This is a genomic window from Janthinobacterium sp. BJB304, assembly GCF_002735765.1.
Classification (GTDB): Bacteria; Pseudomonadota; Gammaproteobacteria; order Burkholderiales; family Burkholderiaceae_D; genus Janthinobacterium.
Window position 1 is genome coordinate 104,955 of sequence record NZ_PDZN01000013.1, and the last position, 11,755, is coordinate 116,709.

The following is an 11,755-nucleotide window of genomic DNA, read 5'->3' on the forward strand; positions in this document are numbered from 1 at the left end:
CACACCCGTCATCACATGCGCGGCGAGTGCGTGGCGAAATACACGCCATGGGGCGAACGGCCCACGGGGATCGTCTTGATCACCTTGCGCGTGGTCAAATCGATCACAGCCACTTTCTTGATCCAGCGCAGGGTGACCCACATGGTCTTGCCATCGGGCGTGATTTCCATGCAGTCCGGGCCACCGGGCACGTTGATGGTGCCCACGTTTTCCAGGGTTTGCTGGTCGATGATGTTGATCGTGTTCGACACGCGATTCGACACGAACGTCATGCGGTTGTCACCGAGCGCGCGGAAATTATGCGTGCCGGCGCCCGCCTTGATGCGCTTGACGGTCTTTTGCGTGCGCCAGTCGATCACTTCCACGTAATCGCTGCCCATGATGCCAACCAGCAAATATTTACCGTCGGGCGTCATCGTGATGCCGGCCGGCGCGGGGCCGACGGGCATGGTCCATTTCACCGTCTGTGTGGCCAGGTCGATGGCGCTGACCTGGTTGCTGCCCTGCTGCGTGATAAAAGCCATGGTGCTGTCGGCCGTGAAGGCCATGTGGCTGGGCAGCTTCGGCAGCGCGATGCGCTTGGCCAGGGTCAGGTTCTTGCCGTCGTAGCGGTACAGGTCGATGCGGTCCAGGCGCAGCGAGTTCGAGATGAACCACTTCTGGTCCGGCGAAAAGCCGATCTGGTAGGGATCGAGGATGTTGCTGATGCGGCGCTGGATCTGGCCCGACACGGGGTCGAGGAAGATCAGTTCGTTGCCGACGGAGCTGGCGACGATCAGCGACTTGCCGTCCGGCGTCTCCATCAGGTGGTGCGGTTCCTTGCCGACGGCAAAGGTGGACAGGGGGGCGTAGGTTTTCTGGTCCAGCAGTTGCACCGTAGCATCACGGGAATTGAGTACCACCACCACTTCGGCTTGCGCCGTCGATATTGCGGAAACCAGGCACAGCGAGGAAAAAACAAGGCGGCGTAGACTGCGGAACATGGAAGAAATCACTGTTAAATACAAAACATGCATTTTACGTGGAACACCGTATTTATTGTGTGAAATCCCCCCTTAAATACAAGCCGTCGCCAAACCTCGTCGTAACTTCCCCATTTTCCCTGCAGCGGGCCTGGAATGGCGCTTTGCAACTCATTGCTCTACAATCTGAAGCTTTCATCGCCTACACAAGGATTATCATGACCACCACCACTACCGCTTCCGGCCTGCAATACATCGATACCGTCGTCGGCGAAGGCGCTGAAGCGCAAGCCGGCAACAATGTTGTCGTACATTACACGGGCTGGCTGCAGAACGACGACGGCAGCGCCGGTTCGAAATTTGATTCGAGCAAGGACCGCAACGACCCATTCGAATTCCCGCTGGGCGCCGGCCGCGTCATCCAGGGCTGGGACGAAGGCGTGCAAGGCATGAAAGTGGGCGGCAAGCGCCAGCTGATCATCCCGGCAGCACTGGGCTATGGCGCCCGCGGCGCCGGCGGCGTGATTCCACCGAACGCCACCCTGATTTTCGACGTCGAACTGCTGGGCGTATAAGCACCGACTCCGCAGCGCTCGAGCGACTGTCCCTGGCGCCGCCCCTGTTCATTCAGCGGCGGCGCTTTTGTTTTGAGTGTGTCCTCTAATGCACGGCGCGCTTTTTTCACTATGATGTCAGGCACTGCAGCACGCACGGTGGCCACTCCGCCGCGCCTGCCGCACTTTTCCAGCGATTCCATCAGCACACAGGAGCCATCATGAGTTTACAAGAGCAATTCGACCAAGCGCAGCTCGATTCCAAGACCCTGTCCGAGCGTCCGGACAATATGACCTTGCTGAAAATCTATGCCTTGTTCAAGCAAGCATCGAGCGGCGACGCCACGGGCGAGCGCCCTGGCATGACCGACTTCGTCAACCGCGCCAAGTTCGACGCCTGGGCGGCCCTGGCCGGCACGTCGAAGGAAGATGCGCAGCAGCAATACATCGACCTGATCGAAGACTTGAAGGACTGATCATCCCCCTGCCCCGGCACAGCCCGGGGCAATGTTATTATTTCCGCATGACACCATCACCGATTTCCCTGGCCCATGCCGCCGACCTGCCCCGTTTGTTCGACGTCTGGCACCTGTCCGTACGCGCCACCCACGATTTCCTCGCCGACAGCGATATCGCTTTCCTCATGCCCTTCGTTCGCGATGAGCTGGCCAGAGTGACGGCCGAACGCCTGCTGCACGTGCTGCGCGATGCCGATGGCAGCGCTTACGCCTTCCTGTGCGTCGAGCACGCCAAGATCAAGATGCTGTTCGTGCATCCCGATCAACGGGGCAACGGCGCCGGCCGCACGCTGGTCCAGCACGCCATCGCCAGCCTGCAAGCCACGGCCGTCGACGTCAACGCGCACAACACGCAGGGCCATGGCTTTTACCGCCACCTGGGATTTATCGAGGAAAGCCGCTCGGAATGCGACCCCTTTGGCAAGCCTTTCCCCATTTTGCACCTGAAACTGGCCGAAAACGGCTGAAAACTCACCAAAAACCACCAAAACAGGCCGTTAACGCAAAAGTGGCTACCAAACCGGTAGCCACTTTTTTTACGCCTGCATCAGCCGTAATTTACTTTTTTGCCGCCGCCAGCGCCTGCGCGATCCAGCCGTCAAACGTTTGCTGGTGGTACTTGATCCAGCCGGCCGTATGGCGCGCGATATCGGCTTGCGTACTTTCACCGCGGCGCATGCGCTCGTTCTGCGCATTGATGTCGGCCACGGGCAATTGCATCACTTCGAACAGCTTGGCCGCGGCCGGATTCTTCTCCGCCCAGGCCTTGTTCGATACGATGCGCGCCGTGTTGACGGCAAAACCGTAATCGCTGCCATCGTCGAGGCGGGTGTTCACCTTGTCCGGATTGGCCGAGAACGGCACTTTCAGCCAGACCACATCCTTGCCCGGCACCAGCACGCCGCTGACCCAGTACGGCGTCCACGTGTAGTACAGGATCGGTTCGCCGCGCTTGTAACGGCCCAGGGTATCGGCGATCAGAGCCGCATAGCTGCCCTGCACGTGCGTTACCGTTTCGCGCAATTTGTACGCATCCATGTGGTTCTCGATCAGCGCTTCGCAGCCCCAGCCGGGGTTACAACCCGTCAAGTCGGCCTTGCCATCGCCATCGTGGTCGAACAGCTTGGCCAGGGTGGGATCGCGCAACTGGTCGATATTCGTGATGTTGTACTTCACAGCCGTCGCCTTGTCGATCAAATAACCTTGCGCGGCAGGCCCCGCATACTGGCCCGTGCGCGACAGCTTGGCGTCGCCGCCCGCATTGTTATAGAAATCCTTGTGCATCGGGTCCCAGTGCACGGCCATGAAGGTGGCGTCGCCATTGGCGATGGCGATATGCGCGGTCGGATATTCCACTTCCTTGATCGGCTGCACTTCGTAGCCGAGCTTTTCCAGCGCCTTGTCGACCAGCATGGTCTGGAAGGTTTCTTCCGCGATCGAGCTTTGCAGCGGCTGCACCTTGACGCCCTTGCCGGGCAGCGCATCGGCAGCTGCGGCCGGCGTCTGCGCCATGGCCAGGCTGGTGGTCAGGGCCATGGCGGCGATGGCCAGGGCGGAAAACAGCTGGAACTTGCGTTGCGATTTTTGCGTCACTTTAAAATTGTCAATTTGATGCATGTAAATCCTTTCTTATTGTGCGTTGGCCAGCGTTGCTTGCTGTTCAACATTATTTTTCTCCGTGTTGCCGCGCACCAGGCGCAGCACGAAACCGGCGGGACCCGTCTGGTACCAGTGGCGCACGCCGCGGCGTGGCTGGCCCATCGCTTGCGTCAGGCGGTCCAGGGTGATGGCCAGCAGCACGATGCCGAGGCCACCAACCGTTGCCAGACCCATGTCCAGGCGGCCGATGCCGCGCAATACCATCTGGCCCAGACCACCGACGGCGATCATCGAGGCGATCACGACCATCGACAGCGACAGCATCAGCGACTGGTTGATACCGGCCATGATGGACGGCATGGCCAGCGGAAACTGCACGCGGGTCAGTAACTGCCACGGCGAGGCACCGTAGGCGCGAGCCGCTTCGATCAGGTCGGGACGCACCTGGCGGATGCCGAGGTTGGTCAAACGCACCAGCGGCGGCAGGGCAAAGATGATCGTGACGATCACGCCCGGCGCATTACCGATACCGAACAGCATCACCACCGGCACCAGGTAAACGAAGGCGGGCGTCGTCTGCATGGCATCGAGCAGGGGGCGCAGGATATTCTGTGCGCGGTCGCTGCTGGCAAGGAAAATACCGAGCGGCAAGCCGATGGCCAGGCAGAAGGCCAGCGATGTCAACACCAGCGACAGGGTCGTCATGGCTTCCGGCCAGATGCCCAGCATCGACACGAGCAGCAGCGCCAGCACGGTGCCGATGGCCAGGGTGCGGCTCGTAAATTGCCAAGCCAGCAAGCCGATGATGGCGATCACCGTCAGCGACGGGGCCGCCAGCAGCACGCCTTCCACGCCGGACAGCACGCTGTCGATGGGCGCGCGCACGGCCTGGAAGAAGGGGCGGAAATGGGCCACGACCCAGCCCAGGCCCTGGTTGATCCAGCTTTCCAGCGGCAGCGAACCGTCGAAAATCTGCGTCAGATGAAAGCCGGCCGCATGTTCCGGCTGCACGGCGGGTGCGGCGGCGTCGAGCCAGGCGGTGCTGGCGTCGGTGGGCGGCGTCAGCGCCCAGGGATTGATCTGGGCGGCCTGTTCAACAACAGGTTCTACTGTGGAAACGGTGCTTGGGTTCATGCTTGTCCTTTCTGTTGTTGTTCGGCTATGGCTGGCGTGTCGCGGTCGAGGAACTTCAGCAAGGTCGTCTTGCTGATGGCGCCGCGGAAGCTGCCGTCATTGGCCACCACAGGGACGGCGTAAGGCAGTTGCGCCACCTGGCCGAACAGGCCGGCGACGGGCTCGTCTGCATCGATGGTCTGCACGTCGGGCAGATAGGCATGGGCCAGGCCCAGCGGACCCACATGGCCGTCGAGCGCACTGCGCAGCGAATCGGCCGAGACGACGCCGAGGAACTTGCGCTGTGGATTGACGACGTAGGCAAACGCGCGATCCTGCTCTTCCAGCATCGACAGCGCGGCGCGCGAACCGCGGCTCGGCGATTCCGACACGACGATCTGGCTCTTGCGGGCAATATCGCTGGCCTTGAAGACGGCCGCCGCATCGACGCCGCGCACGAAGTTGCGCACATAATCGTTGGCCGGTTTGCGCAGGATTTCTTCCGGCGTGCCCACTTGCACCACGTGACCGTCTTTCATGATGGCAACGCGGTCGCCGATGCGCATGGCTTCGTCGAGGTCATGCGAAATGAAGACGATGGTGCGGCGCTTGATTTGCTGCAAACGCAGCAGTTCCGATTGCATTTCCGTACGGATAATCGGATCGAGCGCGGAAAACGCTTCATCCATCAGCAAAATCGATGGATCGCACGCCAGCGCACGGGCCAGGCCCACGCGCTGCTGCATGCCGCCCGACAATTCGTCGGGATAGCTGGCGCCGTAGCCGTCCAGGCCCACTTGCTCCAGCGCTTGCTGGGCCAGCGCATGGCGCTCGGCTTTCGGCATGCCGGCCAGTTCCATGCCGAAGGCAGTGTTGTCGAGCACGGTAATTTGCGGCAGCAGCGCGAACGACTGGAACACCATGCTGATGTCCTTGCGGCGCAGGGCGCGCAGCTGAGCGTCCGGCAAGGTATTGATGTCGTTGCCGTCGATCAGGATGCGGCCGGCGGTCGGCTCGATCAGGCGGTTCAGCATGCGCACCAGGGTCGACTTGCCCGAACCGGACAGGCCCATGATGACGAAAATCTCGCCCGCTTCAATGGTAAAGGTGGCGTCGAAGACGCCGATGGTGCAGTCGGTCTTGGCCAGGATGTCCTGCTTGCTGGCACCCTGACGGACGAGTTCAAGTGCTTCTTCTGGCTTGTCGCCGAACACTTTGAACACATGGTCGATAATAATTTGTTTTGCCACGATGTGGTTCTCCCTCGATTTGACGAATGGATTGAAACCCAGCAAGCCTGCTAGCTTGCGGCGGGAATCAGCAAACCCTGTTGCGTCGGCTACGCCACGGCGCACAATGCGCACGGGAGCGACAGGAAACAGGGGGTGACACGCGTGTGACCAGCGGATGGCCAAAGCCGGTGCCGGGGTGCCGTGTGCGTGCTAAAAGAGGCTGTGGTTCAGGACTTTTAACAACGCTAGCGCCATGCAAATACATGGCACCAAATGTATTTGACCGAAAAAAAAATCGACCAAGCTACTTTTAAACTGGATGCGGGTGTAAAACCCGAAGAATTATTCACCACTCAGCGAGCGGAGAGTACTGCGAAGCAGAAGGTGAAACGCGGTGTAGCTGTTGTAAATATGACTCAAGTATAACGCAAAAAGCCATCAAAGTCCAATGGCTTTCCAAATAGAAATGTGCTAGCAATGTTCGCCAGCGTACAGTCGGACGTAAAAAAGGCGAAAAGCGACATGTTTTCATCGTCTTTTCGCCCATCGCCGCGACACGCTCCCTAGCACCAAACCGGGCGCCAGGCAAGCGGGTGAAACGCCATCAAGCCGGCTCGGTAAACACCTTGCGCATCTTCTCGGCGATCTTGCCTTCAATCGTGGAGGCGAAGGCGCTGAGCATGAAACCCAGCTTGATTTGCAGTTGCGCCTGTTCTTTTTCCAGGGTCAGCGAACCATCGACACCGCTGCGCTCGAAGCGCAGCACATCGCCATCCCAGGCGCACGCCAGGTCATATTCCTGGGCCAGCTTGTCGGCCACTTGCTGCGCTGCTTCGCGCGCCTTTGCTGCTGTCAGCTTATGTTGCTGAACTATATTTATATCCGCCATCAAACGATCCTTTTATTATAAAAACGGGGCAATACGGCCAGCATCATACCAGCCGCCATGCGGCAGGCACGGCCGCAGCGGGCGCCTGACGGCCCAAAAAGCCCGTCCTTCCCGCGCATCGTTTGCGCGGAATCAAACAGGACGCGCCGAAGCGGGACGACTATTCCAGTTCCAGTTGCGCGTGTCTAGGAGAACTACCATGGACCAGAAAGTCATCGTGCCGGTCGAAGCCGTCCTGACCAAATGCGTGTCCCTGCCCGTCGGCTATGTCCCTACCCCCTCGGCGCCCTACCGCCAGCACCGCAAGAATGCGCAACTGACCCTGCAGCCGGGCCCGCCACGCCTGACGGAGGCAACGGTGCGCAACCTGGCCGCCGTGCCCGTCGGTTCACGCGTGCTGATCTGGAAGCAAGATCCGTCCGTCAGCGACCTGGGCACCCGTAAAGCCTTTTTGCCCGGACTGATCCTGCAAGGCCCGCGCGACGCGCGCATCACGTTTGGCGAACCGGGCATCGCGCAGGTCAGCCCGAACGCCTTCGGCGACTTCATCGTCTCGCCCAACACCGACCAGTTCGACGCCGTGCACACGTTTGCCATCGTGCGCATGACACTCACCATGTACCAGCGCGCGCTGGCCAGCAACGACACGGCGCCGCCCCTGCCCTGGCAATGGAACAGCGCCAGCAATACGGCACCGCTGCGCGTGTTCCCGCATGGCTTGCCCAACGTCATGAATGCGTATTACAGTCGCAGCGACAAGGCGCTCAAGTTCGGCGACTTCATCCCCAGCGGCGCCACCGAGCGCGTCTACACCTGCCGCTCGCTCGACATCGTCTCGCATGAAACGGGGCACGCCGTGCTCGATGGCCTCAAGCCGAATTGGCTGCTCAGCAATAATCCGCCGCAAACGGGCGGCTTGCACGAATCGTTCGGCGACCTGACGGCCATCTTCCTGGCCCTGTCGCAGCTGGACCAGGTGGAAGCGGTGATCGCGCAAACGAAATCCGACCTGCATGACAAGACCTTCCTGGCCGACCTGGCCGAGCAGTTCGGCCTGGCCCTGGGCCGGCCGAATGGCTTGCGCAATGCCGACAATGACATCAAATTGTCCGAAGCGGGCACGGAAGTGCACGCCATTTCGCAAGTGTTTACGGGCGCCATCTACGACATCCTGGCCGACATCTTTGCCCACGAACGCCAGCCCCAGCTGGAAGACGATGCGGCCGTGCTGCACCGCTGCGGCGACTACCTGCGCAGCCTGGTCCTGCGCGCGCTGGTGGCATCGCCCGACCAGGCCGCCACCTATGCCGACGTGGCCGGCCACATGCTGACCATCGCCCAGGCCGACGGCAATGGCGCCTACCTGGACTTTATCCGCAACAGCTTTACCGTGCGCGAAGTGCTCAAGGCCAATGCCATGACGGAGGATGGGCAAATGACGTTTGCCCCCGATATCGTCGACGAAGACGGCGCCGTGCAAGACCGGCGCGCCTGCTGCGGTACCATGAACCATGCGGAATACAGCGAATCGGACCAGTTGCTCGAAGCGGAGCGCGAAGCGCTGGCCGCCTGGTGCCGCAGTTACGGTCCCCGGTAAACAGTCCCATGCAAGGCAGCGCACCAGCGCGTCCGCTTCAGGCCAGCCGCAGCAGCGGCAGGCCATGGCGCGGCCCACACCACCCACAACAGCAAGGAGCAGCATGAAAATTTCAGCCCGCAGCAGCGGCGGCTTTGCCGGCCTGAGCGAACAGTATGAGATCGATACGCAAGCCCATCCCGCTGGCCCCAGGCTGGAAGCGGCACTGGCCAGCAGTGGCTTTTTCACGCAGCCGCAGGCCACGGGTAAACAGGTGGGCGCCGATATTCCCCGCTGGCAGATCACCGTCGATGCGCCCACCGCGCGCCGCACCATCACGTTTGCCGAGGATGGCAGCGCTGAAAACGCACGATGGCAGCAATTGCTGGCGCAAATACGCGCCAGCGCCTGAGTGTTCCGGCACTTATTTGTGCCGATCTTGATTTGAGTAAAACAAAAACACCACACGGCAAGCCAGCACATCCCCCGCCCTGCCCCCTGCAGCATCGGGCGACTGTCGCGTTCTTGCCGCGTTCTTCATGGCAACGTCCCGGATAGTCGCTGAATTGCCCGCTCTGCGCGGCAATGACACTGCCAAAAAATGAATTTGCTTATATGTATTGTATATAAGCGGGATTTGTGAGAAATAGCGAATTGCCTTAAAATACAATGCTTTGCTTTAGTATGCGCCGCCGAGGTTCCTGCAGGCGCTACAGCACCTCCCCCAAATTGATAGGACTGTTATGACCCACGTTGTCACCGAATCCTGCATCGCCTGTCGCTATACCGACTGCGTCGATGTCTGCCCGGTAGATTGTTTCCGGGAAGGCCCGAACTTCCTGGCAATCGATCCGGACGAATGTATTGACTGCGCCGTCTGCGTGGCAGAGTGCCCGGTGAACGCGATTTTCGCGGAAGAGGACGTGCCGGGCGACCAGCAAGCCTTCATCAAGATCAACGTCGATCTGGCCCGTAACTGGCCTTCGATCACCAAGACGAAAGCTGCCTTGCCGGAAGCGGAGCAATACAAGGACGTCAAGGACAAGCTCGACATGCTGGTGCGCTAAGCGCACGGCAGCTGCGGCGGCAATTCCGGCGGGGATGGATATTCTTCCCCGCAGGGGCGTGGCGGCAAAAAACAGACAAAAAGCAGCGGAAACGCTGCTTTTTTTGCTTTTAAAGCATCGTTGCAGCTCTATCCACGTAACTGTGGCGCGCTGTCACAACTATGCGCAAACAGTGGACCTATGCGCGGTAAAGCACATTTTGTCCTCAACAAATATCGTAAAATTGGATTATGATATTTGAGCCGATATTGGCGCTTGGAATCAAACAAGGACTCTATATGCTTTACCAACTGCACGAACTGCAACGCTCTTTCCTCACTCCGGTGATGCAATGGGCAGACATGTCCTCCAAGTTATTTACCAACCCGGTTTCCCCTCTGGCCCACACCCCGTTTTCGCAACGCATCGCAGCCGGCTACGAGCTGATGTACCGCCTTGGCAAAGACTACGAAAAACCGCAATTCGATATCAAATCCGTTCTCGTCCAGGGCGAGAGCGTCGACATCCGCGAACACGTTGTCGTGACAAAACCGTTTTGCCGCCTGATTCACTTCAAAAAAGAAGCTTCTGGCTTGCAACAGCCCAAAGTTTTGCTGGTTGCCCCCCTGTCCGGTCACCACTCGACCCTGCTGCGCGATACCGTGCGCGGCTTGCTGGCCGAGCACGATGTCTACATTACCGACTGGACGGACGCGCGCATGGTACCGCTGACGGAAGGCCCGTTCCACCTCGATGACTACATTTATTATGTGCAAGAATTCATCCGCCTGCTGGCGCCTGATTTGCACGTGATTTCCGTCTGTCAACCAACCGTGCCCGTGCTGGCCGCCATCTCGCTGATGGCGACGGCAAAAGATCCGCACATGCCGAAAACCATGACGATGATGGGCGGCCCGATCGACCCGCGCCGCTCGCCCACGCAAGTGAACAACCTGGCGACGGAAAAGAAGTTCTCGTGGTTTGAAAACACCGTGATCTACGCGGTGCCGCCGAACTACCCAGGCTTTGGCCGCAAGGTGTATCCGGGCTTCCTGCAGCACGCCGGCTTCATCGCCATGAACCCGGGCCGCCACGCGCAAAGCCACCGCGAGTTCTACATGCACCTGGTGACGGGCGATGACGAGCCGGCGGAAGGCCACCGCCAGTTCTACAACGAGTACAACGCCGTACTGGACATGCCGGCCGAGTACTACCTGGAAACCATTAAAACGGTTTTCCAGGAATTCAGCCTGCCGAAGGGTACGTGGAAAGTGGGTGGCCAGCTGGTGCGTCCGCAAGACATCACGAACGTGGCGCTGTTTACCGTGGAAGGCGAGCTGGACGACATTTCCGGTGCCGGCCAGACGCAAGCGGCGCATGATCTGTGTTCGGGCATCCCTGCCGACATGCAGCAAGACTTCGTGGCGCCGAAATGCGGCCACTACGGTATCTTCTCGGGCCGCCGCTGGCGCGAGATCATTTGCCCGAAAATCGGCGAATTCATCCAGAAACACGGCTGATACACGGCATACCCATCGAAACGCCACGCCAGTTCATACTGGCGTGGCGTTTTCTTTTATGCCTCGCTCATGCCCGTTCGATTTTCACCGTCGGGCGCGTATTGACAAAGATTTGCTCGACCCTTGGCTCGCCCGGTCCCGGCTTCTTCATCGCATAGCCGTTCACGGGCTGCGAACGGTTCACCCACAGCGCGTAATACAGGTGGTCGGCGCGCGGATCTTCCGTATTCGGGTGGATCAATATCGTCAGGCCCAGGCTGTTGAGCTGCAGCCACGGCACGATCACCGGTAACAGGTCATTCGTAAAGCCAAAGTAAAACGACGGCGTCACGTGGGGGCCGCGCGGCTCCAGATTCCAGTCGCCCAGCTCGATCTGGAAGCGCTCGGCCGCCCACTTGCGTATCAGCGCCGCCTTCTGGTAACTGTCTTCGTCAAAATAGATATGCGCGTGATAACTCTCGATATCCGTGTAGGCGCGCGGCTTGCTCGGCAAGGTTTCCTCGCCGGGGCGCACGCTGACGGGGCGCGGCGTGGGCGCCGTATCCGTATGCTCGCCCCATGGGCTTTTAGCGGGTGGCGGCTTGACTCGTTTTACCGCGCCATCCTGCGCCAGCGCCGTTCCCGCCAGCCCCGAGGCGGCCAGCGCCGCCACCAGGCCGCCGCCGCGCAAGACCGTGCGGCGCTGCGGCGAAAGGAGATTCGCCCATTCCAGATCGATGGTGGCGTGTTGATTGTGTTCAGACATA

14 protein-coding genes are annotated in these 11,755 nt (G+C 60.2%); 8 read left to right on the plus strand and 6 right to left on the minus strand.

What is annotated here, in order from left to right; genetic code table 11:
- Window positions 1-11 precede the first annotated feature (11 nt).
- On the minus strand, window positions 12-983 hold the full coding sequence (locus CSQ95_RS16595) for a cytochrome D1 domain-containing protein (protein WP_070291134.1): 972 nt from the start codon (window positions 981-983) through the stop codon (window positions 12-14).
- Between the two features lie 197 nt (window positions 984-1,180).
- On the opposite strand from CSQ95_RS16595, the gene CSQ95_RS16600 reads away from it, so the two are divergent.
- From CSQ95_RS16600 to CSQ95_RS16610, 3 genes are all read left to right on the plus strand, one after another.
- A complete protein-coding gene (locus CSQ95_RS16600; protein WP_034760263.1) occupies window positions 1,181-1,537 on the plus strand; it encodes an FKBP-type peptidyl-prolyl cis-trans isomerase in 357 nt (118 codons plus the stop codon).
- A 200-nt stretch (window positions 1,538-1,737) separates the two neighbouring features.
- Entirely contained in the window at window positions 1,738-1,992 is a 255-nt protein-coding gene (locus tag CSQ95_RS16605) for an acyl-CoA-binding protein (protein WP_070219266.1), read from the plus strand.
- A 47-nt stretch (window positions 1,993-2,039) separates the two neighbouring features.
- Window positions 2,040-2,501, plus strand: a complete 462-nt coding sequence (locus CSQ95_RS16610; RefSeq protein WP_099410294.1) for a GNAT family N-acetyltransferase — start codon at window positions 2,040-2,042, stop codon at window positions 2,499-2,501.
- Between the two features lie 91 nt (window positions 2,502-2,592).
- Here the strand turns inward: CSQ95_RS16610 and proX are convergent, their stop codons facing one another.
- From proX to proV, 3 genes are read right to left on the minus strand one after another with little or no spacing between them, the layout of a single operon-like run.
- Window positions 2,593-3,651, minus strand: a complete 1,059-nt coding sequence (gene proX, locus CSQ95_RS16615) for a glycine betaine/L-proline ABC transporter substrate-binding protein ProX (RefSeq protein WP_099410295.1) — start codon at window positions 3,649-3,651, stop codon at window positions 2,593-2,595.
- A gap of 12 nt (window positions 3,652-3,663) precedes the next feature.
- Window positions 3,664-4,767 carry a glycine betaine/L-proline ABC transporter permease ProW gene (proW, locus tag CSQ95_RS16620; protein WP_070219269.1) on the minus strand — a complete coding sequence of 368 codons (1,104 nt, stop codon included), beginning with the start codon at window positions 4,765-4,767 and terminating at the stop codon, window positions 3,664-3,666.
- A complete protein-coding gene (gene proV, locus CSQ95_RS16625) occupies window positions 4,764-5,996 on the minus strand; it encodes a glycine betaine/L-proline ABC transporter ATP-binding protein ProV (protein ID WP_070219346.1) in 1,233 nt (410 codons plus the stop codon). The genes proW and proV overlap by 4 nt, the downstream gene beginning before the upstream one ends.
- Window positions 5,997-6,251: 255 nt before the next feature.
- Between proV and CSQ95_RS29685 the strand changes: the two genes are divergently transcribed.
- A complete protein-coding gene (locus CSQ95_RS29685) occupies window positions 6,252-6,404 on the plus strand; it encodes a hypothetical protein (RefSeq protein ID WP_180279078.1) in 153 nt (50 codons plus the stop codon).
- A 178-nt stretch (window positions 6,405-6,582) separates the two neighbouring features.
- Here CSQ95_RS29685 and CSQ95_RS16630 read toward each other — a convergent pair whose 3' ends face one another.
- Entirely contained in the window at window positions 6,583-6,867 is a 285-nt protein-coding gene (locus CSQ95_RS16630) for a polyhydroxyalkanoic acid system family protein (protein ID WP_034760280.1), read from the minus strand.
- A gap of 199 nt (window positions 6,868-7,066) precedes the next feature.
- On the opposite strand from CSQ95_RS16630, the gene CSQ95_RS16635 reads away from it, so the two are divergent.
- From CSQ95_RS16635 to CSQ95_RS16650, 4 genes are all read left to right on the plus strand, one after another.
- Window positions 7,067-8,464, plus strand: a complete 1,398-nt coding sequence (locus CSQ95_RS16635) for a hypothetical protein (protein WP_099410296.1) — start codon at window positions 7,067-7,069, stop codon at window positions 8,462-8,464.
- A gap of 103 nt (window positions 8,465-8,567) precedes the next feature.
- Window positions 8,568-8,855, plus strand: coding sequence for a protealysin inhibitor emfourin (locus CSQ95_RS16640; protein ID WP_099410297.1), 288 nt, complete (start codon window positions 8,568-8,570; stop codon window positions 8,853-8,855).
- 331 nt (window positions 8,856-9,186) lie between these two features.
- Complete coding sequence (gene fdxA, locus CSQ95_RS16645) at window positions 9,187-9,510, plus strand: ferredoxin FdxA (protein ID WP_010395176.1); 324 nt, start codon at window positions 9,187-9,189, stop codon at window positions 9,508-9,510.
- A 278-nt stretch (window positions 9,511-9,788) separates the two neighbouring features.
- Window positions 9,789-11,009, plus strand: a complete 1,221-nt coding sequence (locus CSQ95_RS16650) for a polyhydroxyalkanoate depolymerase (protein ID WP_099410298.1) — start codon at window positions 9,789-9,791, stop codon at window positions 11,007-11,009.
- A 67-nt stretch (window positions 11,010-11,076) separates the two neighbouring features.
- On the opposite strand, the gene CSQ95_RS16655 is transcribed toward CSQ95_RS16650, so the two are convergent.
- Window positions 11,077-11,754, minus strand: a complete 678-nt coding sequence (locus CSQ95_RS16655; RefSeq protein WP_099410299.1) for a DOPA 4,5-dioxygenase family protein — start codon at window positions 11,752-11,754, stop codon at window positions 11,077-11,079.
- Window position 11,755 lies beyond the last annotated feature (1 nt).

What these genes read in the sequence shown, in the direction of transcription:
- CSQ95_RS16630 (WP_034760280.1), bottom strand. Translation starts at nt 6,867, where the DNA reads ATGGCGGATATAAATATAGTTCAGCAACATAAGCTGACAGCAGCAAAG.
- CSQ95_RS16600 (WP_034760263.1), top strand. Translation starts at nt 1,181, where the DNA reads ATGACCACCACCACTACCGCTTCCGGCCTGCAATACATCGATACCGTC.
- proW (WP_070219269.1), bottom strand. Translation starts at nt 4,767, where the DNA reads ATGAACCCAAGCACCGTTTCCACAGTAGAACCTGTTGTTGAACAGGCC.
- proX (WP_099410295.1), bottom strand. Translation starts at nt 3,651, where the DNA reads ATGCATCAAATTGACAATTTTAAAGTGACGCAAAAATCGCAACGCAAG.
- CSQ95_RS16655 (WP_099410299.1), bottom strand. Translation starts at nt 11,754, where the DNA reads ATGTCTGAACACAATCAACACGCCACCATCGATCTGGAATGGGCGAAT.
- CSQ95_RS16635 (WP_099410296.1), top strand. Translation starts at nt 7,067, where the DNA reads ATGGACCAGAAAGTCATCGTGCCGGTCGAAGCCGTCCTGACCAAATGC.
- CSQ95_RS16605 (WP_070219266.1), top strand. Translation starts at nt 1,738, where the DNA reads ATGAGTTTACAAGAGCAATTCGACCAAGCGCAGCTCGATTCCAAGACC.
- CSQ95_RS16650 (WP_099410298.1), top strand. Translation starts at nt 9,789, where the DNA reads ATGCTTTACCAACTGCACGAACTGCAACGCTCTTTCCTCACTCCGGTG.
- CSQ95_RS16640 (WP_099410297.1), top strand. Translation starts at nt 8,568, where the DNA reads ATGAAAATTTCAGCCCGCAGCAGCGGCGGCTTTGCCGGCCTGAGCGAA.
- CSQ95_RS16610 (WP_099410294.1), top strand. Translation starts at nt 2,040, where the DNA reads ATGACACCATCACCGATTTCCCTGGCCCATGCCGCCGACCTGCCCCGT.
- CSQ95_RS29685 (WP_180279078.1), top strand. Translation starts at nt 6,252, where the DNA reads ATGTATTTGACCGAAAAAAAAATCGACCAAGCTACTTTTAAACTGGAT.
- fdxA (WP_010395176.1), top strand. Translation starts at nt 9,187, where the DNA reads ATGACCCACGTTGTCACCGAATCCTGCATCGCCTGTCGCTATACCGAC.
- CSQ95_RS16595 (WP_070291134.1), bottom strand. Translation starts at nt 983, where the DNA reads ATGTTCCGCAGTCTACGCCGCCTTGTTTTTTCCTCGCTGTGCCTGGTT.